Below are 20,273 nucleotides of genomic sequence, written 5' to 3'. Positions count from 1 at the left end.
ATCCAGTCTTCGCGGATTGGGGGGCTGTTTCACGTGAAACACCCCCAGGGTACCGGGCAGCCCACCTCGGCTCCCCCTCATTGGGCGCTCCGCGCCGCGCCGGGCATCGGTGGCAGGCACCGATCACCTGTTCCTACAGTGGGCGCATGCGCACTGGTGAGCCCCTGCCCTCGGTGGGGGACGTCCTGGCCACTCTCGCCACCGGCGTGTGGCGCTGGGACAACGCCTCGGGACTCGTCACCTTCGACGCGGAGGCCGCACGGCTGATCGGCATACCGGCGGAACGGACGACCCTCACCGCGGCGGGCGCGCGCTCCCATGTCCACCCCGTCGACTGGAACGAGATGGACGGGGTGGTGCAGCTCGCGGTGGCCGAGGGCACCCTCGCCGAGGCCCGGATGCGGATCATGGACGAGCACGGCCGGGAGCTGCGCACGGTCCGCAGCCGGTCCAAGCCGCTCATCGACCCCGAGACCGGGCAGTTCGAGCTGATCGGCACCCTCCAGGAGGTCAGCGAGCAGCCTCCGGGCGCCGCCGCGCGCACCCCCGTCACCGGGGACTGGCGCCGCTCACGGGAGGCGTTCCTGCTGGACGCCGGACGGGCGCTGGCCGAGGCCCGGTCCACCGCGGAGGTACTGCGGGTGGCGGCGGGCCTTTCGATGCCCGGGTTCTCACCGGACGGTCTCGCCGTCTTCGGCGCGGAGGGCGACCGGCTGACGATCATCGGCCACCACGGGCACCAGCCGGGCGACGAGGGCCCCTTCTCGCACATGTCGCTGGCCACGGACTACCCGGCCGCCGAGGTCGTCCGCACGGGCCGCGCCGTCTACCTCTCCACCCCCGACGACTACAGGGACCGCTACCCGGCGTCCTGGCCCCTCGCCCAGCACTTCGGGCGGCAGTCGTGGGCGTTCCTCCCGCTCACGGTCGCCGGCAGCACCATGGGCGCGTGGATGGCGGCCTTCACCTACCCCGTCACCTTCACGCCCGACGAGCGCTCGGTCCTGACGACCGTCGCCCGCATGCTCGCGCAGGCCCTCTCCCGCGCCGGAGCCGCCGAGACCGCGCGGGAGCTGACCGACGGCCTCCAGCGCTCGATGATGCCGACGCTCGGCCCGCAGATGCCGGGCATGAGCGTCGCCGCACGCTATGTCCCGACCGGCGGGGGTCTCCAGGTCGGCGGCGACTGGTACGACGTGATCCCGCTGCCGGCCGGCCGCTACGCCCTGGTCATCGGCGATGTGCAGGGCCACGACGTCCGCGCGGCGGGCCTGATGGGCCAGCTCCGGATAGCCCTGCGCGCCTACGCCTCCGAGGGGCACCGGCCCGACGCGGTGCTGTCACGGGCGGCGCGTTTCCTCTTCGGGGTCACCGACTCGGTGACCTACGGGTCGAGCGGCGGCGCCGAAGCCGGCGAGGAGCCGGCGGACCCCGCCGATGTGCGCTTCGCGACCTGTCTGTACGTCGAGGTCGACCCGGCGACGGGCACGCTGGACATCGCGCGTGCCGGGCATCCGGACCCCGCGATACGGATGGCGGACGGGACCGTGCTGATGCGGCCCACGGCGGGCGGGCTGCCGCTCGGCATCGACCCGGACGCCGACTACCCGACCACCCGGCTCCTCCTGGAGCCGGGCGAGACCATGCTGATCTGCACCGACGGGCTCATCGAGACCGGCGGCCACGACCTCGACACCGGCTGGCGCCGTATCCGCCGGACCCTCGAATCCCACGACGGCGACATGGAGACCCTCGCCGACGCGCTCGTCCAGGCCGTGCACGGGCCCTCCTCCCACCACACCACCGGTCCGCTGGCCGACCGGCGCGAGGACGACATCGCGGTGCTGCTGCTGTCCCGGCTGCCGCTCACGGGTGCCGGAGACGACACGGCGCCCGTACGGCCCCTGGTGCGCCGCACGATGCTGACCGTGGCGCAGGCCGAGCCCGAGCGGATCGCGGACGCCCGTCAGCAGCTCCGTGAGCTGCTGCACGACTGGGCCTCCGCCGACCAGCTCGACTCCGCGGTCCTGCTCGTCTCCGAGATGGTCACCAACGTCCTCGTGCACACCGACGCGGACGCGCTGCTCGTCGCCGAGGTGGCGGGCGAACCCGGCAAGCGGCGGATGCGGATCGAGGTCACCGACGGCAGCGACGCCCTGCCGCACCGGCGCCATCCCGGGGAGCTGGCGTCGTCCGGACGCGGACTGGTGCTCGTCGAGATGCTCGCGGACGCGTGGGGGGTGGACCCGCGAGGTCAGGGCAAGAGCATCTGGTTCGAGTTCGCCGAGGAGGCGGACACGGACTCCGGCGAGGCCGGGGCCCCTCACGCCTCCGCGCTGCTCGACACGTGGGACGCGTTCGCCGAGGCGACGGACGAGTCCGCCGGCGGCTACGAATCCGCGGACGGGCCCGGTGCTCCCGGCACTCCGGGGAATCCGGGTGTGCCCGGTCCTTCCGAACCCTCCGGTCCGGGCGGCCCGTCGGGTCCTTCCGGCGCGTAGCGCACACGGAGTTCGTGCACGACGCCGAAGGCCGCCGCCGTCAGGGGGACGGCGAGGAGCATGCCGAGGACGCCCGCCACGGACGCGCCCGCCGTGATCGCCAGCAGCACCACCGCCGGATGCATCTGAACCTGCCGGCTCTGGATCAGCGGCTGGAGGCCGTACCCCTCCAGCATCTGGATGGCGAGTACGACCCCGAGCGTCCACAGGGCGATGACGAACCCCCGGTCGGCGAGGGCGACCAGGACGGCCACCGTGCCGGAGATGAACGCGCCGAGGTACGGGATGTACGCCCCCACGAAGACCAGCGCGCCGAGCCCGACCGCGCCCGGGACGCGCAGGACCAGGAGTCCGACGGTGATGCAGAGGGCGTCGATGAGCGCGATGATCGTCGTTCCGCGCATGAAGCCCTCGACGGCTCCGTAGGCCCGCCGGGCCATGGCCTCGACGACGTCCGCGGTCCCCCGGGGCGCGAGCGACCTGAGCGATCCGGCCACCCGGTGCGAGTCGCGCAGGAAGAAGAACACGAGCAGCAGGGCGAGGAAGGCCATGGCGAGGGTCTCGGCCACGACGCTCACGCCGCTGACGACGTTGGCCGCGGCCGTGCCGCCGAATTTGGACAGCAGGTCCTTGGAGTTGGCGGCGATGTCGTCGAGCGAGGTGCCCGCCGCTCCGAAGTGCTCGGCGACGGAGCGGGAAGCCTGCCGGAGCGAGGACACGATCTGGGCGCCGGTGTGGATGAGCGCGGCGACGACGACGTAGACGGCACCGCCGACCACGACGGCCACCGCGGCGCAGGTCAGGGCGGCGGCGAGGGAGCGGTTGAGCCGTGCCTTGACCATCCGCCGGTACAGCGGCCCGAGCAGGGCGGTCCCGAGCAGCGCGAGGAGCACCGGCACCACCGCCGTGCGGAACTCCCCGCACAGCAGGATCCCCACCCAGCCGACCCCGGCGGCCAGCAGGATCACGACACACCAGGCCGCCAGCCGCCGGGCGCCCTCGGGGAGTAGCTGCACCCTGTCAGCTGACCATGCGTCAGCCGGACCGGCGCCCGGGGAAGCCCGAACGGGGGAGGAGCCCCCGACAGTCCGCCCGGCCACCCGGCGCACGGCGTCCGGCGTCCGGCGCACGGCGTCCGGCGCACGGCGTCCGGCGCACGGCGTCCGGCGCACGGCGTCCGGCGCACGGCGTCCGGCGCACGGCGTCCAGCGCACGGCGTCCGGCCACCCGGCATCCGCGCACGGCATCCGGCATCCGGCGCATGGCGTCCAGCCACCCGGCATCCGACGCACGGCGCACGGAAAAGCCCCGTCCGGTTCGGTGGACGGGGCTTTCGCGAGCGCCGGCGCTCAAGGGGTGGCCGCGAGGGAGCGCGGGACCCACGCCCCTCGCGCGGGACCTCGGCGGAGGGCTACAGCCCGCCCTCCGACATCCCGTGCACCGCCGGGATCGTCCCCAGGCGGCCCTTCTGGAAGTCCTCGAAGGCCTGCTGGAGCTCGTCGCGGGTGTTCATCACGAACGGGCCGTAGTGGGCCATGGGCTCCCGGATCGGCCGGCCGCCGAGCAGCACGACCTCCAGGTCGGGCGTGTTGGAGTCCTGCTTCTCGTCCGCCCGGACGGTCAGCGCGGAGCCCGCGCCAAAGACGGCGGTCTGGCCGGTGTGGACCGGCCGGCGGTCGGCGCCCACGCTGCCGCGTCCGGCCAGCACGTAGGCGAGGCCGTTGAACTCCTCGCGCCAGGGCAGGGTGATCTCGGCACCCGGCCGCAGCGTGGCGTGGACCATGGTGATCGGGGTGTGCGTGATGCCCGGACCCTGGTGGCCGTCGAGCTCTCCGGCGATGACCCGCAGGAGCGCGCCGCCGTCCGGGGTGCTGAGAAGCTGCACGGTTCCGCCCCGGATGTCCTGGTACCTGGGGGCCATCATCTTGTCCTTGGCCGGCAGGTTCACCCAGAGCTGGAGCCCGTGGAAGAGCCCGCCCGACATCACGAGGTGCTCCGGCGGCGCCTCGATGTGGAGCAGGCCGGACCCGGCCGTCATCCACTGGGTGTCACCGTTGGTGATCGTGCCACCGCCACCGTTGGAGTCCTGGTGGTCGAAGATGCCGTCGATGATGTAGGTCACGGTCTCGAAGCCGCGGTGCGGGTGCCAGGGGGTGCCCTTCGGCTCGCCCGGCGCGTACTCCACCTCACCCATCTGGTCCATCATGATGAACGGGTCCAGGTGCCGGTAGTTGATCCCGGCGAACGCACGGCGGACCGGGAAACCCTCACCCTCGAAGCCCTGGGGCGCGGTCGTCACGGTGAGCACGGGACGGTCCACGGCGTCGGTCGGCGCGGCCACACGGGGCAGGGCCAGCGGGTTCTCGACAGTCACTGCGGGCATGTCGGTACCTCCTTGTGCTTCGAGTTTAGTTGAGGGTTGAACTTTCTGCTACCCGTAACGACGTGCGCCCGGAGGGCATTCCCTCCGGGCGTCACAGGTTCGAGAGGCATCCGGCCGAGCGGACACCCGGGGCCGACGGCACCCGGAGGGGCCGTCAGCCGTACATACGGCGCATCGCGAAGTCCACCATCTGCTCCACGGCCTTCGCGTCAAAGACCATCCGGTGCTTGCCCTCCATGTCGATCACGAAGCCGTAGCCCGTGGGCAGCAGGTCGATCACCTCGGCACCGGTGATCACGAAGTACTTGGACTCCTTGCCCGCGTACCGGCGCAGCTCCTTCAGCGAGCTGAACATCGGGATGACGGGCTGCTGGGTGTTGTGCAGCGCGAGGAACCCGGGGTTGTCGCCGCGCGGGCAGTAGACCTTCGAGGTGGCGAAGACCTGCTGGAAGTCCTCGGCGGCCAGTGCGCCCGTGGTGAAGGCGCGGACCGCGTCCGGCAGGGACGGCGGGGACGGCTCGGGGTACAGGGGCTGCTGCTGGCCGTACCCGCCCGCCATCTGCCCGTCCGGCATCTGGCCGGGCATCTGCTGCTGCGGCGGGACGTACCCCTGCTGGGCGCCTGCGTTCTGCTCGTAGCCGTACATGCGTCAAAGAGTAGTGGGCCACATATGGCCGACTCGGGGTTGCTTCTTATTACTGGCGGGTAGCATTATCGAAGCTACTTGTTGGTACGTGAACCAGATGCGAGGAGTCAGTGCCTCGCCGATCCCTTACGGAGCCGTCGCCATGGGGCACTACAAGTCGAATCTCCGCGACATCGAGTTCAACCTCTTCGAGGTGCTCGGGCGCGACAAGCTGTACGGCACCGGCCCGTTCGCGGAAATGGACACGGACACCGCCAAGACCATCCTCGAGGAGCTGACCCGCCTCTCGGAGAACGAGCTGGCCGAGTCCTTCACGGACGCCGACCGCAACCCCCCGGTCTTCGACCCGGAGACCAACACCGCGCCGGTCCCGGCTTCCTTCAAGAAGTCGTACAAGGCGTTCATGGACTCCGAGTACTGGCGTCTGGGCGTGCCCGAGGAGATCGGCGGCTCCACCGCGCCCCGCTCCCTGATCTGGGCGTACGCGGAGCTGATCCTCGGCGCGAACCCCGCCGTGTGGATGTACTCCTCCGGCCCCGCGTTCGCGGGCATCCTCTTCGAGGAGGGCAACGACGTCCAGAAGCACATCGCCACGATGGCCGTCGAGAAGCGCTGGGGCTCCACCATGGTCCTCACCGAGCCCGACGCCGGCTCCGACGTGGGCGCCGGCCGCACCAAGGCGATCCAGCAGGACGACGGCTCCTGGCACATCGAGGGCGTGAAGCGCTTCATCACCTCCGGTGAGCACGACATGGAGGAGAACATCCTCCACTACGTCCTCGCCCGCCCCGAGGGCCACGGCCCCGGCACCAAGGGCCTGTCCCTCTTCCTCGTCCCGAAGTACGAGTTCGACTTCGAGACCGGCGAGCTGGGCGAGCGCAACGGCGTGTACGCGACGAACGTCGAGCACAAGATGGGCCTCAAGGCCTCCAACACCTGCGAGATGACCTTCGGCGACCGCCACCCCGCCAAGGGCTGGCTGATCGGCGACAAGCACGACGGCATCCGCCAGATGTTCCGCATCATCGAGTTCGCCCGCATGATGGTCGGCACGAAGGCGATCTCCACGCTGTCGACCGGCTACCTGAACGCGCTGGAGTACGCCAAGGAGCGCGTCCAGGGCACCGACCTGGCCGACTTCATGGACAAGGCCGCGCCCAAGGTCACCATCACGCACCACCCGGACGTGCGCCGCTCGCTCATGACGCAGAAGGCGTACGCCGAGGGCATGCGCGCCCTGGTCCTGCACACCGCCGCGATCCAGGACGAGATCCAGGTCCTGGAGGCCGCCGGTGAGGACACCGCCGCCGCCGAGGCCCTGAACGACCTCCTCCTGCCGATCGTGAAGGGCTACGGCTCCGAGAAGGGCTACGAGCTGCTCGCCCAGTCGCTCCAGATCTTCGGCGGCTCCGGCTTCCTGCAGGAGTACCCGATCGAGCAGTACATCCGCGACGCCAAGATCGACACGCTGTACGAGGGCACCACCGCGATCCAGGGCCAGGACTTCTTCTTCCGGAAGATCGTCCGCAACCAGGGCGCCGCGCTGAACTCCCTCGCCGAGGACATCAAGAAGTTCCTGGCCCTCGGCACGGGCGGCGAGGAGCTGTCCACCGCCCGTGAGCAGCTCGCCAAGGCCGCCGTCGAGCTGGAGGCCATCGTCGGCCTGATGCTGACCGACCTCGCCGCCACCGAGCAGGACGTCAAGAACATCTACAAGGTGGGCCTCAACACCACCCGCCTCCTGATGGCCTCCGGTGACGTGGTCGTCGGCTACCTGCTGCTGCGCGGTGCCGCCGTCGCCGCCGAGAAGCTGGAGACCGCCTCCGCCAAGGCCGTGTCCTCCAAGGATGTGTCCTTCTACACCGGCAAGATCGCGGCCGCGAAGTTCTTCGCCGCCACCGTGCTGCCGGGCGTCACCGGTGCGCGCAAGCTCGCCGAGGGCGTCGACCTGGACCTGATGGAGCTGGACGAGGCCGCCTTCTAAGGCCCCGCCGGCCCCTGTCCGGACGGGCGGGCACCGGCCCGACGCCTGTCCGTGCGTTCAGGTGTCCCAAGGTGTCCACCCTTCACATCCCCCTTACGAAGGCCCGTTCCCAACCCCGGGAGCGGGCCTTCGCGCGTCGTTAAGGTGAACCCATGAGTGCACCCACCCGGTTCGACCGCAGCCACACCGACGACCTCATGTCCTTCCTCGCGGCGAGCCCGACGCCGTACCACGCCGTGGCGACCGCCGCCGAGCGGCTGGAGAAGGCCGGATTCCGTCAGGTCGCCGAGACCGACGCGTGGGAGGGGACCGCCGGCGGGAAGTACGTGCTGCGCGGAGGGGCGATCATCGCCTGGTACGTGCCGGAGGGCGCCGATCCGCACACCCCGTTCCGGATCATCGGCGCGCACACCGACTCCCCGAACCTGCGGGTCAAGCCGCTGCCCGACACCGGGGCGCACGGCTGGCGGCAGGTCGCCGTGGAGATCTACGGCGGACCGCTGCTGAACTCCTGGCTCGACCGCGACCTCGGCCTGGCCGGACGCCTGTCGCTGCGCGACGGCTCGACCCGCCTGGTCAACATCGACCGCCCCCTGCTGCGCGTGCCGCAGCTCGCCATCCACCTCGACCGTTCCGTCAGCAGCGAGGGCCTCAAGCTCGACAAGCAGCGCCACCTCCAGCCCGTCTGGGGACTCGGCGACGCCCGCGAGGGCGACCTGATCTCCTTCCTGGAGGAGGAGTCGGGGCTGCCCGCGGGCCAGGTCACCGGCTGGGACCTGATGACCCACTCCGTCGAGCCGCCCGCCTACCTGGGCCGCGACAGGGAACTGCTCGCCGGGCCGCGCATGGACAACCTGCTGTCCGTGCACGCGGCCGCGGCCGCGCTGGCCGCGGTCGCGACGGCCGGCTCCGGACTGTCCTACATCCCGGTCCTCGCCGCCTTCGACCACGAGGAGAACGGCTCGCAGAGCGACACCGGCGCCGACGGACCGCTGCTCGGCGGTGTGCTGGAACGTTCTGTCTTCGCCCGCGGCGGTTCCTACGAGGACCGGGCACGCGCCTTCGCCGGCACCGTCTGTCTCTCCTGCGACACCGGCCACGCCGTGCACCCCAACTACGCCGAGCGGCACGACCCGACGCACCACCCGCGCGCCGGCGGCGGCCCCATCCTCAAGGTGAACGTCAACAACCGCTACGCCACCGACGGTTCGGGCCGCTCCGTGTTCGCCGCCGCCTGCGAGAAGGCCGGCGTGCCCTTCCAGTCCTTCGTCTCCAACAACGCCATGCCCTGCGGCACCACCATCGGCCCCATCACGGCGGCACGGCACGGCATCAGCACGGTCGACATCGGCGTGGCCATCCTGTCCATGCACAGCGCCCGCGAACTCTGCGCCGCGGACGACCCGTTCCTCCTGACGAACGCGCTGGTGGCGTTCCTGGAGGGGTAGTTCTCCGGGCGGAAGGACAACGGCACGCCGTCGCGAGCGACGGCGTGCCGTTGTCGTGAGCGATCGCCTCCGCATGGCTCGCGAGGTCCCGGGTACCCGGAACGGGTCCGGAACGACTCGGAGTTGCCATCACAAGGAGACGACACCCATGGGCCTGGGCGGATGCATCATCCTGATCGCCGCGGGGGCGATCCTCACCTTCGCGACCGACTGGCACATGCAGGGGGTCAACCTTCACCTCGTCGGCGTGATCCTCATGATCGTCGGACTGATCGGCGTGACGACCTTCAGCAGCATCGCGAGGCGCAGGCGCGTCGTCGTACCGCCGACCGCGACGGTCGTGGACGACGACCGGCGCCGCCGTGACGGTTACACGGACGGCTACGGCGTCTGAGCCGGGTCAGTCGTCCATGCCCGCGAGGACCAGGGACAGCCGGTTCGTGCCGGTCCGCGTGAGGCGGAGCGGCACGCCCCAGTCCTGCTGATGGACATGGCAGGCCGGGTACTCGTTGGCCGGATCGTCGTCGCAGGACGCGGCCATCGCCGAGACGTGCAGCACGCCCTCGGGGACGGCCGGGTTCAGCTCGACGGACCGGGAGAGATCGGTGCCGGCACCCTCACCGGCGAGCAGCAGCTCGGGCGGGGTGGCGGACACGAGGAGCCGGGTGGACGGGCCGATGGGGGTCCCCCCGGCTCGAGCGGAGTCGAGAGCTTGGGGGAGCGTGTCGAGCTTCTGTCCGGCCGGAGCCTGGAAGATCACGTCAAGCCGGACGGCTCCGGGGGCGACGTCGGTGGCCGCGCGCCGCGTGCGGTGGGCCACCGACTCCACCCGTACCGCCTCCTCGGGCAGCCGCAGCCGGGTCAGCCGGTGCCGGGCGGACTCCACCACCACGATGTCGTCCCCGACGAGCACGGCGTCGCTCGGCTCCCGCAGATCCGTCGCCAGTGTGGTCACCTCACCCGTCGCGGGGTCGTACCGGCGCAGCGCGTGGTTGTACGTGTCGCTGACCGCGACCGAACCGTCGGGCAGCGCGGTCACCCCCAACGGGTGCTGGAGCAGGGCCTGGCCGGCCGCACCGTCGCGGTGCCCGAAGTCGAAGAGCCCGGTGCCGACGGCGGTGTGCACACTCCCGTCCGGGTCGACCCAGCGCAGCGCCGAGGTCTCGGAGTCGGCCAGCCAGAGCCGGTCCGCGGTGGCGGCGAGGCCCGACGGCTGCGCGAACCAGGCCTCGGACCCCGGTCCGTCGACCAGCCCCTCGTTCGTCGTGCCCGCGGTGACCTCGACGGTCCCCGTCCCCGGGTCGTACGCCCAGAGCTGGTGCACACCCGCCATGGCGATCCAGACCTTCCCGCCGAACAGGGCCACGTCCCACGGCGAGGACAGATCGGTCTCGCGCGCCGGTCCCGACGTCGGCGAGCCCTGCCACCACTGGCGCCCGGTGCCCGCGAGCGTGGTGACCTCACCGGTCGAAAGGTCGACCCGGCGCAGCGCGTGGTTCACGGTGTCCGCGACGACGACCGCGCCCTCATCGAGCAGGGCGAGTCCCTGCGGCTCGCTGAACCCCGCCTCTTCGGCGCCGCCGTCCACGAAGCCCCGGACACCTGATCCGATGCGCCGGACGACCGTCTCGCCGTCCTCCTCCAGCTCCACGAGCTGATGCCGGGTCGTGTCGCTGACCAGCAGATTGCCGTTCGGCAGGGCGAGCGCCTTGCCCGGGAAGCGCAGCACGGTCGGCTCGGGTTCGGGCGCCACGTACGGCCCGTCGCCCCGGCGCAGGGTCCCCTTCGCCGCGTGCTCGGCCTCCAGCTCCGCCACCAGCCGCTCGATGGCGTGGGCGTGCCCCTCACCGGCGTGCTGCGCGACGACGTACCCCTCGGGATCGATCACCACGAGCGTCGGCCAGGCCCGTACGGCGTACTGCTTCCAGGTCGCGAGCTCCGGGTCGTCGAGCACCGGGTGCTCCACCCCGTAGCGCTCCACCGCGTCGACGACCGCCTGGTGCTCCGCCTCGTGCGCGAACTTCGGCGAGTGCACCCCGACGATCACCACGGTGTCCCGGTGCTTCTCCTCCAGCTCCCGCAACTCGTCCAGGACGTGCAGGCAATTGATGCAGCAGAAGGTCCAAAAATCAACGATCAGTGTCCGCCCTCGGAAGTCGGCCAACTTCAGATCCTTGCCACCTGTGTTGATCCATCCGCCTTTGCCGGTCAGCTCGGGAGCACGGACACGGACACGGCGACGTACGGGGGTGGGCCTGGAAGCTGCATCGTTCATGGTTCAAGCCTGCCACTCGAACCTGGGCGCCGGATCGCGCCGGATCACCCACCCGCGTCAAGGCCTGCGAGCGGAACGCTGATCGGGTATCCGAGGGCGGACACGGACCTTCGCCGTGCGATACCAGGACCTGGTCCTGGTCGGTCCAGGAGCTGATAGGTCCTGCCCGTCATTCCACCGCTTCGTCACCACCCGAATTCCACCGCTTCGTCACCACCCGACGTCGCCCCAGTCCCTCCCTTCGTCGCCCAGACGATCCGGCAACGCTCGCCACCGTCGAACCTGGCGCCTACTCGCCCACGCCGAACTTCCACACGGTCGATTGCGAGGCCAAGACACTCGCGCCTGCCGACCGCATCGCCGGCGGCCCAGGTTTCACGCAAGAGCTCGGCGTCCAGGAGCGGGGCGATGTCGACGGAAGGAATCGGCATCCGCAGCAGATCCGCACGCAGCCCCTCGATGCGGTTGCGCAGTCGTCCGGCGAGCCCGTTGTATCGGTCGACGGCAACTGCACCAGAGAACTCGCCGCGAACGTATCGAGCCTCTTCCAGGTCCGCAACACGCGTTTCCTCGTCAGCGATTTCCGCCTCGATGGCCTCCCGTTTCGCGAACGTCTCCGGGTCCTGCCTCTGCACGCAGCGATCGGCGATCACGGCGAGCAGCGGGTCCTGCGGCTCCAGAGACGGCAAGCGGGACAGAAATGCCCGGGTCACGTAGTCGTCGATGCTCGCCACCCGGGCCGAGACGCCGGTACATCCTCGTCCCATCCGGCGGCTGGAACACTGGTAGGACGTACCCGCCTTGCTCATCCTGTCTCCGCAGAGCCCACAGCGCGCCATGCCAGTGAGCAGTGACTTTCCTTGCTTGTGGCCGTGTCGCCTTCCGGCCGGCGGAAGGGTCCGTGATTCGAGTTGGCGAAGGATCAGCTCGCGTTCTCCGACCGAGATGATCCCGTCGCCGATACGCACGACCTCGAGCGTCTCCGGGTCCCGGTAGGGGGACACACGGTTCGATTACTTGCGTGTTCCGTCCGCCTGGTCCTCGTACTCGGTCTGTGGCATGAGACCGGCAAAGGCCGGTGAGCGAAGGAGTTGCAGGACGCTGGACGAGTTCCACATGCCTCCCCGCGCCGACTCGACCCCGTGCTCGTTCAGCAGTCGCGCGATGTGGACGAGAGCCTTCCCCGACAGTGCTTCGTCGGCGATCAGGCGGGCGTATTCGGCGGTCTCGGGGTCGTGAATGAGCTTCCTCGTCTCCGGGTCCACCAGCAATCCGTACGGCGGCTGCCCGCCGATCCACTGGCCCCTCTGACGCAGATATCTCTTCGCGTTGCCGACCCGCATACCGAGGTCCCGTGACTCATTGAGGGCAAGATCCGCGAGTAGCGCGATCGCATCCCGGGCACCGGGGTTCCTCGTGTCGAGGCTTTCCATGACAGAGACCAGCCGTCCGCCCACCCGCTCCATGTCGTCCAGCGCTTTGCCGATCTCGCTGACGCCCCTGCGGGACAAGCGGTCAAGCTTCCAAACGATCAGGACGCCCACGACGCCGGCCGTGACGGCTGTGACAGCCGCGTCGAATCCCTTTCGGCTGACGTTCTTGTAACCGGAACGTCCGCGGTCGATGTGGACCTTGCGGACCATCAGTCCGTTGCGTTCCGCCCACGCCCGGCAGTCGGCTTCCTGGCGCTCGATCGCGGTCTTGCCTTCTCGATCCAGTGACAGACGCAAGTACAGGTCTGCTGTTGTGCGTTGGTGCATATGATCACGATACTGACGAGTGCTCACATTGATTCAGGAAATCCATGAATCCATCACTACACAGAAATACAGGCACCTGTCGGCATGAGCGAGCTATTCCGGATCTTCACCAGAAAGCATCCCATACCGGTCGCAACGTGACCGCGTTAGATCAGGGTCGCTGTCATTCCAGCGCGTGCCCCGTCGTCGCGTCCACGTGGGCGGGGATCTCGTCGTGGCGGTCGCCGACCGTGAGGGTGCCGGTCGGTTCGAAGAGGAGGATCGACGCGCCGGCGGGGGCGTACGGCTTGTGTTCGGTGCCGCGCGGGACGGTGCAGACGGAGCCCTTGGGAAGGACGACGGACCGCTCGCCGCCCGGCTCCCTGAGCGCGATGCTCAGCTCGCCCTCCAGAACCAGGAAGAACTCGTCGGTGTGGTCGTGCACGTGCCAGACGTGTTCGCCCTCGACCTTGGCGACGCGTACGTCGTAGTCGTTGACGGCGGTGACGATGCGGGGGCTCCACAGCTCGTCGAAGGAGGCGAGGGCGGTGGCGAGGGAGACGGGTTCGCCGCGTCGGGCGGGTGCGCTGGTCATGGGTCCATCGTCCGCGCCCTCGGGCACCCCGGCGAGTGCTAGAAATCGCTCATGCCGCAAGGATCCTCGCATCGTGCCGACCGCCCGGAGCACTCGGACCGGTGGGGACCGGCGTCGCGGCCGCATCGCGTCGCCGTCATCGTCGACGAGGGCACGAACCCCTTCGAAGTCGGCGTCGCGACCGAGCTGTTCGGGCTTCCCCGGCCCGAACTGGGGCGTCCCGAACCGCTCTACGAGCTGACCCTGTGCACGCCGACGCCCGGTGTCCGGATGAACCACGGGTTCTTCACGCTCGGCGGAGTGCCCGGCCTCGACGCGACGGAGGACGCCGACACCCTCGTCGTCCCCGGGCGACCGGACAACGTCGTCCCGCGCCGGGCCGTCGTCCTGGACGCCATCCGGCGCGGCCACGCACGCGGCGCCCGGGTGGTGAGCTTCTGCACCGGATCCTTCGCGCTCGCCGAGGCGGGGCTGCTCGACGGGCGCCGCGCCACCACGCACTGGCGCTGGACGGACGTCTTCCGGGAACTGCACCCGAACGTGCTGCTGGACCCGGACGTGCTGTTCGTGGACGAGGGGGACGTGCTGACGGCGGCGGGCAGCGCGGCCGCGCTCGATCTCGGGCTGCATCTCGTCCGCCGGGATCACGGCGCGGAGATCGCCAACGCGGTGTCGCGCCGGCTGGTGTTCGCCGCGCACCGCGACGGGGGCCAGCGCCAGTTCGTACGACAGCCGCTGCCCGACGTGCCCGACGCGTCGCTGGCACCCCTGCTGGCCTGGGCGGAGGAGAGGCTCGGTGAGCCGTTGACGGTCGGGGATCTCGCCGCGCACGCCGCGGTCAGCCCGGCGACCCTGCACCGCCGCTTCCGCGCCCAGCTCGGCACGACACCGCTGGCCTGGCTGACGGCACGGCGCGTCGCCCTCGCCTGCCGGCTCATCGAGCGCGGCGAGGTCCGGCTCGACGTGGTGGCGGACCGCAGCGGACTAGGGACCGCCGCCAACCTGCGCGAGCGGGTGCGCCGGGCGACCGGACTCAGCCCGTCGGCCTACCGGCGGCGTTTCGGAACGCCCACCGGGGAACCGGTGACGACATGAGATACCTCGTACGCGACCGGCTGCTCGGTTTCGGTGACGACTACTGGATCGAGGACGACCACGGCAACAAGGTCTTCCTCGTCGACGGCAAGGCCATGCGGCTGCGGGACACCTTCCAGCTCAAGGACACCCGCGGCCGCGTCCTGATCGACATCCACCAGAAGATGCTCGCGCTGCGCGACACGATGATCATCGAGCGGGACGGCGATCCGCTCGCGACCATCAAGCGCAAGCGGCTGTCCCTGCTCCGCAATCACTATCGCGTGTCGCTGGTCGACGGCACCGAACTCGACGTCAGCGGCAAGATCCTCGACCGCGAGTTCGCCGTGGACTACGACGACGAACTCCTCGCCCAGATCTCCCGGCGCTGGCTGCATCTGCGGGACACGTACGGCGTCGACGTCGTACGGGAGGACGCCGATCCGGCACTGGTGATCGCGGTCGCGGTGTGCGTGATCCATCTGGCGGAGAAGGAACGGGGGGACGACTGAGGACAGGGCCGGCCGGCAGCGTCGGGGCGGGTGCCGGCCGGTCCGTGGCGGGGCGTGGGTCAGCGGGGCGCAGGTCAGCCGGGCAGGGATCAGCCGGGCACGGGTCAGCGGGTCGGGGTGTCCAGGCCCAGCAGGCGGTCCTTCAGGGCCGGGAACTGTTCCCGGGTCTCCTCGACCTTGGCCGGGTCGAACTCCACGGTGAGGATCTCCTCGCCCGGACCCGCCTCGGCGAGGACCTCACCCCACGGGTCGACCACGATCGAGTGACCGGCCTGGGGAACTCCCGCGTGCGTACCGGCCGTTCCGCAGGCGAGGACGTACGCCTGGTTCTCGACGGCGCGTGCCTGGGCGAGCAGGGTCCAGTGAGAGCGGCGCCGCTCGGGCCAGCCGGCCGGGAGCACGAAGGTCTGCGCCCCCGCGTCGACGAGTCCGCGGAAGAGTTCGGGGAACCGGAGGTCGTAGCAGGTGGCGACGCCGATGACGGTCTCCGGCAGCCGCACGGTCACCAGGTCCGTGCCCGCGCCCATCAGCACGGCCTCGCCCTTGTCGAAGCCGAAGCGGTGGATCTTGCGGTAGGCGGCGACGCGTTCGCCGGCGGGGGAGTAGACGAGGGAGGTGTTGTAGAGGGGGGCCTCGGTCTCCGGGCCGGTCCCGGAGGCGGCGCGCTCGGGGATCGAGCCGGCGTGCAGCCACACGCCCGCGTCACCGGCCGCCTTGCTCATCGCCTCGTGGGTCGGCCCGTCCAGCGGCTCGGCCCCCGTCCCGAACTCCTCGTAGGCGAAGGCGCCGGTGGTCCACAGTTCGGGGAGCACGACGAGATCGACTCCGGCTTGATCACGTACCAGGTCCGCCACACGGCGTCTGCGGTCCGCGACCGTTTCGTCGTCGTTTACGTCGATCTGGAGGAGCGAGGCGCGCACACTACCACCGTCCTGGCATTCGAGCCGTCGATACGGGCCTACGATCGTCACACGAAAGCACTGCCGGGGTGCCTCGCAGCAGCGTAACTTAGCGTCCCAAGACACCCGCTGCCTGTGAAATGCCCGCGTCCAACCGCCCGAGGGGTCCCGTTCCGTGAGTCTGCATCCGAGTCTTCAGTCCTACGCCGACGCCTGGGCCCACTCGATCGAAGCGATATCCGAGCTGGTGCAGCCGCTTGTGGAGGGCGAGTGGAACCGGCGGACTCCGTGCCCCGGCTGGTCGGTCCGTGACATCGTCTCGCATGTCATCGGGCTGGACTGCGAGATGCTCGGCGACCCGCGGCCGATCCACACGCTTCCCCGCGATCTCTACCACGTGACGAACGAACACCAGCGGTACATGGAGATGCAGGTCGACGTGCGCCGTCACCACACGGCGCCGGAGATGACCTCCGAGCTGGAGTACACGATCATCCGCCGCAACCGGCAGCTCCGGAACGAGTCGCGGCAGCCCGACGCCAAGGTGCGGGGCCCGCTCGGCACCGAGGTCACCCTGGAACACGCGATGCGCAACCGCGCGTTCGACGTATGGGTGCACGAGCAGGACCTGCGGTACACGCTGGGCCGACCGGGCAACCTCGATTCCCCAGGTTCACAGATCGTGCGGGACCAGCTCCTGGCCGCGCTGCCGAAGATCGTCGCCAAGAACGCGGGGGCGCCGGCGAACTCCGCGGTCGTCTTCGACGTGCACGGTCCCGTCGAGTTCCTCCGCACCGTCCGTGTGGACGCCGACGGGCGCGGCTCGATAGACGGTTCGCCCTCCCTCGGTCCGGCCGTCAGCCTGGCCCTCGACTGGGAGACCTTCGTCCGGCTGACCTGTGGCCGCGTCAACCCCGATGCCGTGTCCGACCGCATCAAGGCCGAGGGTGACCCGGAACTGACAACGGCGATCCTGCGCGGCCTCGCCGTGACGCCGTGACGCCGTGACGCTTTAACGCTTCAACGAACAACGCGGGCAACGGGGCGGGGGCGGTTCCCCCGCCCTCCGTCCGTGCCGCGGAGCGGCACGGTGTGGCCCTCGGCGGTCACGCCGGTACGTGCACCGTCTCCACCCGGCTGGCCACGAGCCGCTCCCGCTCCCGGCGGGCCGCCTCCTTGCGCAGCCGGAAGATCTGACTGAGGCCGAGCGCCTGGAGCACGAACACGGCGGAGAACGCGATCCGGTAGTTGTCCCCGGTGGCGTCGAGCAGGACACCGATGGCCAGCAGCGTCGTCATCGAGGCGACGAAACCGCCCATGTTGGTGATCCCGGACGCGGTCCCCTGACGCTCCGGCGGGTTCGCGGGTCGGGCGAAGTCGAAGCCGAGCATCGAGGCCGGCCCGCAGAACCCGAGTACCACGCACAGCACGACCAGCAGCCACATCGGCGCGTGCTCGCCCGGGTACACCAGCACTCCCGCCCACACGACGGCCGTCGCCGCGACCGTGCCCAGGGCCAGCGGCAGCCGCGCGGCGTGGTGCCGGGCGACGACCTGTCCGTACACCAGCCCGGCGCCCATGTTGGCCAGGACGACGAGCGTCAGCAGCTCACCGGCCGTGGCCCGCGTGAGTCCCTGCGCCTGGACGAGGAACGGCATCCCCCACAGCAGCAGGAACACCATCGCCGGGAACTGGGTGGTGAAGTGGACCCACAGACCCAGCCGGGTGCCGGGCTCCCGCCAGGACGCGAGGATCTGCCGGCGGACGTAGGCGGCGCCCTGGTGCGGGAACGGCTCCGGGCTGTGGCCCTCGGGGTGGTCCCGCAGGAACAGCAGCAGAAGGACGAGGACGATCACACCGGCGGCGGCGCTGCCGGCGAACGCGGCGGTCCAGCCGACGCCGTGCAGCAGCCGGGCGATCACGAGCGTCGAGACGAGGTTGCCCGCCATGCCGGCCAGGCCGGCGAGCTGCGCGACGAGCGGTCCGCGCCGGGCGGGGAACCACCGGGTGCCGAGCCGCAGCACGCTGATGAACGTCATCGCGTCGCCGCAGCCCAGCAGGGCGCGCGAGGCGAGCGCCATGCCGTACGACGAGGAGAACGCGAAGCCCAGTTGTCCCGCCGTGAACAGCAGGACGCCGATGGTCAGCACCTTCTTGGTGCCCAGCCGGTCGACGAGGAGCCCTACCGGTATCTGCATGCCCGCGTACACGAGGAGCTGGAGGATGGAGAAGGTGGACAGGGCGGAGGCGCCCACGTGGAAGCGGTTCGCCGCGTCGAGCCCGGCCACCCCCAGGGACGTACGGAAGATGACCGCGACGAAGTAGACCGAGACGCCGATGCCCCAGACGGCGATCGCGCGCCGGCCGCCGGGCGGGTCTCCGGGCAGGGTGGCCGGGGAGCTCATCGGACCTCGCCCCGCGCCAGGTTGGAGAACCAGCTCACGTGTCCGTGGATGAGGCCGACGACCGCGTCGGCGTCGCCGGAGCGCAACGCCTGGAGGATCTGCTCGTGCTCGACGAGCGTCTTGGTGATCCGGTCGGGGTGGGCGTGCATCACGGCGACTCCCATCCTGAGCTGCCGGTCGCGGAGCTGGTCGTAGAGCCGGGAGAGGATCTCGTTGCCGCCGCTGCGGACGATCTCGGCGTGGAAGCAGCGGTCGGTGACGGCGGCGCCGGCCAGATCCCCGGCGGCGGCCTGCTCCTTCTGCCGGTCGAGCAGTTCCTCCAGACGGGCCAGGAGCCGCGGCGACGCCGGTACGGCCTTGCGCGCGGCGTGCTCCTCGACGAGCTGGCGGGTCTCGACCACGTCGGCGATCTCCTGGGCGGAGACCGGCAGGACGAGCGCGCCCTTCTTCGGGTAGAGCCTGATCAGCCCTTCGGCTTCCAGGCGGAGCAGCGCCTCCCGGACGGGGGTGCGCGATACGCCCACCGCGTCGGCGAGTTCGCCCTCGGTGAGCAGGGCCCCGCCCTCGTAACGGCGCTCCAGGACCCCGTCCTTGACGTGGGCGTAGACACGGTCGGCCGCCGGCGGCTGCTTCACGGGGGGCCGCGTCGGCGCGGGAGGGGCTGAAGGCATGCGCACATCATAGATACAACACGTACGCATGCTTGGGGCATTTCAGCATGCGGACCCCAACAGCCCCTGCCTGTAACCCAGGTCACATGAATTTCCCCCGTTCGCCGCACATCCCTTTGCGTTCTCCGCGAGTCTGAACGTGGGACGGCATCCCTACGTGTCGTTCTCTCAGGGGCATTTCGCGCATTCGGAGCGTTCATTTTGATTACCGGCATTAAGGGCACGCGTTTCCGCAGGGCCGCCGCTGTGACCCTCACGACCGGTGCCGTGCTGGCAGCCGGCGCCTTCGGCGCCGCGCCCGCGGGCGCCGTCGCCACACCCACGATCGCCGCCAAGGGCGGCTTTGTTATGAACAACGGGACCGCCGCGACCCTGTACACCAAGGCGGCGGACACCAAGCTGTCCACCGGCTCCACCACGAAGATCATGACTGCCAAGGTGGTGCTGGCCCAGCCGAACCTGAACCTGGACGCCAAGGTCACGGTCGCGAAGGCGTACAGCGACTACATCGTCGCCAACACCGCCTCCTCGGCCCACCTGATCGTCGGCGACAAGGTCACCGTCCGTCAGCTCCTCTACGGTCTGATGCTGCCGTCCGGCTGTGACGCCGCCTACGCGCTCGCCGACAAGTTCGGTTCGGGCACGACGCGCGCCGCCCGCGTGAAGTCGTTCATCGGCAAGATGAACGCCGCCGCGACCAGCCTGCACCTGACGAACACGCACTTCGACTCGTTCGACGGCATCGGCAACGGCAACAACTGGTCGACGCCGCGCGACCTGACGAAGATCGCCAGCAGCGCCATGAAGAACTCCACGTTCAAGACGGTTGTCAAGACGGTCTCCACGAAGCAGAAGGTGACGACCGCGAGTGGCGGCTACCGCTACTACACGTGGGAGAACACCAACAAGCCGCTGCTGACCGGCTACTCCGGCACGATCGGCGTCAAGACCGGTTCGGGTCCCGAGGCGAAGTACTGCCTCGTCTTCGCCGCCACCCGCAACGGCAAGACGGTCATCGGCACGGTGCTCGCCTCCACGTCGATCTCCGCTCGCACGTCGGACGCCACGAAGCTGATGAACTACGCCTTCGCCAGGTAAGGCACTCGAAAACAGGAAGGGGGGGGGGGGGGCCGCGGGGGGG

General features: G+C 70.3%; 18 protein-coding genes. 8 read left to right on the top strand and 10 right to left on the bottom strand.

Going from position 1 to position 20,273, the window contains the following annotated elements; genetic code table 11:
• The first annotated feature begins 146 nt into the window (after nucleotides 1–146).
• Nucleotides 147–2,501: a SpoIIE family protein phosphatase gene (locus tag ACFXGX_RS38065; protein WP_384801326.1), complete on the top strand. Its 2,355-nt coding sequence runs from the start codon at nucleotides 147–149 to the stop codon at nucleotides 2,499–2,501.
• Here the strand turns inward: ACFXGX_RS38065 and ACFXGX_RS38060 are convergent.
• From ACFXGX_RS38060 to ACFXGX_RS38050, 3 genes are all read right to left on the bottom strand, one after another.
• Nucleotides 2,390–3,517, bottom strand: a complete 1,128-nt coding sequence (locus ACFXGX_RS38060; protein WP_384801323.1) for an AI-2E family transporter — start codon at nucleotides 3,515–3,517, stop codon at nucleotides 2,390–2,392. The two genes, ACFXGX_RS38065 and ACFXGX_RS38060, sit on opposite strands and share 112 nt — an antisense overlap.
• Before the next feature lie 395 nt (nucleotides 3,518–3,912).
• Complete coding sequence (locus ACFXGX_RS38055) at nucleotides 3,913–4,884, bottom strand: pirin family protein (protein ID WP_384801320.1); 972 nt, start codon at nucleotides 4,882–4,884, stop codon at nucleotides 3,913–3,915.
• 154 nt (nucleotides 4,885–5,038) lie between these two features.
• Nucleotides 5,039–5,530 (bottom strand): SseB family protein, encoded by a 492-nt coding sequence (locus ACFXGX_RS38050; RefSeq protein ID WP_384801317.1) that lies wholly within the window; start codon nucleotides 5,528–5,530, stop codon nucleotides 5,039–5,041.
• Between the two features lie 142 nt (nucleotides 5,531–5,672).
• Here ACFXGX_RS38050 and ACFXGX_RS38045 point away from each other — a divergent pair, with 142 nt between their 5' ends.
• The 3 genes from ACFXGX_RS38045 to ACFXGX_RS38035 all read left to right on the top strand — a co-directional run bounded on the left by ACFXGX_RS38045 (nucleotide 5,673) and on the right by ACFXGX_RS38035 (nucleotide 9,356).
• Nucleotides 5,673–7,514, top strand: coding sequence for an acyl-CoA dehydrogenase (locus ACFXGX_RS38045; RefSeq protein ID WP_384801314.1), 1,842 nt, complete (start codon nucleotides 5,673–5,675; stop codon nucleotides 7,512–7,514).
• A gap of 152 nt (nucleotides 7,515–7,666) precedes the next feature.
• The gene (locus ACFXGX_RS38040) at nucleotides 7,667–8,962 is read left to right on the top strand and encodes a M18 family aminopeptidase (protein WP_384801311.1); all 1,296 of its coding nucleotides are present in this window, start codon (nucleotides 7,667–7,669) and stop codon (nucleotides 8,960–8,962) included.
• A 148-nt stretch (nucleotides 8,963–9,110) separates the two neighbouring features.
• Nucleotides 9,111–9,356 carry a DUF6458 family protein gene (locus ACFXGX_RS38035; protein WP_355765090.1) on the top strand — a complete coding sequence of 82 codons (246 nt, stop codon included), beginning with the start codon at nucleotides 9,111–9,113 and terminating at the stop codon, nucleotides 9,354–9,356.
• 6 nt (nucleotides 9,357–9,362) lie between these two features.
• Here the strand turns inward: ACFXGX_RS38035 and ACFXGX_RS38030 are convergent, their stop codons facing one another.
• The 4 genes from ACFXGX_RS38030 to ACFXGX_RS38015 all read right to left on the bottom strand — a co-directional run bounded on the left by ACFXGX_RS38030 (nucleotide 9,363) and on the right by ACFXGX_RS38015 (nucleotide 13,571).
• Nucleotides 9,363–11,237: an NHL domain-containing thioredoxin family protein gene (locus ACFXGX_RS38030; RefSeq protein ID WP_384801307.1), complete on the bottom strand. Its 1,875-nt coding sequence runs from the start codon at nucleotides 11,235–11,237 to the stop codon at nucleotides 9,363–9,365.
• A 185-nt stretch (nucleotides 11,238–11,422) separates the two neighbouring features.
• On the bottom strand, nucleotides 11,423–12,205 hold the full coding sequence (locus ACFXGX_RS38025) for a zinc ribbon domain-containing protein (RefSeq protein ID WP_384801304.1): 783 nt from the start codon (nucleotides 12,203–12,205) through the stop codon (nucleotides 11,423–11,425).
• Between the two features lie 45 nt (nucleotides 12,206–12,250).
• Nucleotides 12,251–13,024, bottom strand: coding sequence for a recombinase family protein (locus tag ACFXGX_RS38020; RefSeq protein WP_384801301.1), 774 nt, complete (start codon nucleotides 13,022–13,024; stop codon nucleotides 12,251–12,253).
• 136 nt (nucleotides 13,025–13,160) lie between these two features.
• Nucleotides 13,161–13,571 carry a cupin domain-containing protein gene (locus ACFXGX_RS38015; RefSeq protein WP_384801298.1) on the bottom strand — a complete coding sequence of 137 codons (411 nt, stop codon included), beginning with the start codon at nucleotides 13,569–13,571 and terminating at the stop codon, nucleotides 13,161–13,163.
• 51 nt (nucleotides 13,572–13,622) lie between these two features.
• Here ACFXGX_RS38015 and ACFXGX_RS38010 point away from each other — a divergent pair, with 51 nt between their 5' ends.
• Nucleotides 13,623–14,666: a GlxA family transcriptional regulator gene (locus ACFXGX_RS38010; RefSeq protein ID WP_384801295.1), complete on the top strand. Its 1,044-nt coding sequence runs from the start codon at nucleotides 13,623–13,625 to the stop codon at nucleotides 14,664–14,666.
• The gene (locus tag ACFXGX_RS38005; protein ID WP_384801292.1) at nucleotides 14,663–15,157 is read left to right on the top strand and encodes an LURP-one-related/scramblase family protein; all 495 of its coding nucleotides are present in this window, start codon (nucleotides 14,663–14,665) and stop codon (nucleotides 15,155–15,157) included. Before ACFXGX_RS38010 ends, ACFXGX_RS38005 begins: the two co-directional genes overlap by 4 nt.
• 104 nt (nucleotides 15,158–15,261) lie before the next feature.
• Here ACFXGX_RS38005 and ACFXGX_RS38000 read toward each other — a convergent pair whose 3' ends face one another.
• Nucleotides 15,262–16,077, bottom strand: coding sequence for a carbon-nitrogen family hydrolase (locus ACFXGX_RS38000; protein ID WP_384801289.1), 816 nt, complete (start codon nucleotides 16,075–16,077; stop codon nucleotides 15,262–15,264).
• Between the two features lie 154 nt (nucleotides 16,078–16,231).
• On the opposite strand from ACFXGX_RS38000, the gene ACFXGX_RS37995 reads away from it, so the two are divergent.
• Nucleotides 16,232–17,056, top strand: a complete 825-nt coding sequence (locus ACFXGX_RS37995; RefSeq protein WP_384801286.1) for a maleylpyruvate isomerase family mycothiol-dependent enzyme — start codon at nucleotides 16,232–16,234, stop codon at nucleotides 17,054–17,056.
• Nucleotides 17,057–17,162: 106 nt separating this feature from the next.
• Here ACFXGX_RS37995 and ACFXGX_RS37990 read toward each other — a convergent pair whose 3' ends face one another.
• Nucleotides 17,163–18,461: a nitrate/nitrite transporter gene (locus ACFXGX_RS37990; protein WP_384801283.1), complete on the bottom strand. Its 1,299-nt coding sequence runs from the start codon at nucleotides 18,459–18,461 to the stop codon at nucleotides 17,163–17,165.
• On the bottom strand, nucleotides 18,458–19,132 hold the full coding sequence (locus ACFXGX_RS37985; RefSeq protein ID WP_384801280.1) for a GntR family transcriptional regulator: 675 nt from the start codon (nucleotides 19,130–19,132) through the stop codon (nucleotides 18,458–18,460). Before ACFXGX_RS37985 ends, ACFXGX_RS37990 begins: the two co-directional genes overlap by 4 nt.
• 201 nt (nucleotides 19,133–19,333) lie before the next feature.
• Between ACFXGX_RS37985 and ACFXGX_RS37980 the strand changes: the two genes are divergently transcribed.
• The gene (locus ACFXGX_RS37980) at nucleotides 19,334–20,230 is read left to right on the top strand and encodes a D-alanyl-D-alanine carboxypeptidase family protein (RefSeq protein ID WP_384801277.1); all 897 of its coding nucleotides are present in this window, start codon (nucleotides 19,334–19,336) and stop codon (nucleotides 20,228–20,230) included.
• Nucleotides 20,231–20,273 lie beyond the last annotated feature (43 nt).

The organism is Streptomyces sp. NPDC059371 (genome assembly GCF_042751995.1).
Classification (GTDB): domain Bacteria; phylum Actinomycetota; class Actinomycetes; order Streptomycetales; family Streptomycetaceae; genus Streptomyces.
The sequence above is the reverse complement of the archived record's forward strand: the minus strand, read 5'-3'. Positions and strand labels throughout refer to the sequence as shown.

Excerpts from the sequence above, each read along its gene's own strand:
- ACFXGX_RS38010 (WP_384801295.1), top strand. The coding sequence starts at position 13,623 with ATGCCGCAAGGATCCTCGCATCGTGCCGACCGCCCGGAGCACTCGGAC.
- ACFXGX_RS38040 (WP_384801311.1), top strand. The coding sequence starts at position 7,667 with ATGAGTGCACCCACCCGGTTCGACCGCAGCCACACCGACGACCTCATG.
- ACFXGX_RS38055 (WP_384801320.1), bottom strand. The coding sequence starts at position 4,884 with ATGCCCGCAGTGACTGTCGAGAACCCGCTGGCCCTGCCCCGTGTGGCC.
- ACFXGX_RS38035 (WP_355765090.1), top strand. The coding sequence starts at position 9,111 with ATGGGCCTGGGCGGATGCATCATCCTGATCGCCGCGGGGGCGATCCTC.
- ACFXGX_RS38045 (WP_384801314.1), top strand. The coding sequence starts at position 5,673 with ATGGGGCACTACAAGTCGAATCTCCGCGACATCGAGTTCAACCTCTTC.
- ACFXGX_RS37985 (WP_384801280.1), bottom strand. The coding sequence starts at position 19,132 with ATGCCTTCAGCCCCTCCCGCGCCGACGCGGCCCCCCGTGAAGCAGCCG.
- ACFXGX_RS38015 (WP_384801298.1), bottom strand. The coding sequence starts at position 13,571 with ATGACCAGCGCACCCGCCCGACGCGGCGAACCCGTCTCCCTCGCCACC.
- ACFXGX_RS38030 (WP_384801307.1), bottom strand. The coding sequence starts at position 11,237 with ATGAACGATGCAGCTTCCAGGCCCACCCCCGTACGTCGCCGTGTCCGT.
- ACFXGX_RS38065 (WP_384801326.1), top strand. The coding sequence starts at position 147 with ATGCGCACTGGTGAGCCCCTGCCCTCGGTGGGGGACGTCCTGGCCACT.
- ACFXGX_RS37990 (WP_384801283.1), bottom strand. The coding sequence starts at position 18,461 with ATGAGCTCCCCGGCCACCCTGCCCGGAGACCCGCCCGGCGGCCGGCGC.
- ACFXGX_RS38005 (WP_384801292.1), top strand. The coding sequence starts at position 14,663 with ATGAGATACCTCGTACGCGACCGGCTGCTCGGTTTCGGTGACGACTAC.
- ACFXGX_RS38050 (WP_384801317.1), bottom strand. The coding sequence starts at position 5,530 with ATGTACGGCTACGAGCAGAACGCAGGCGCCCAGCAGGGGTACGTCCCG.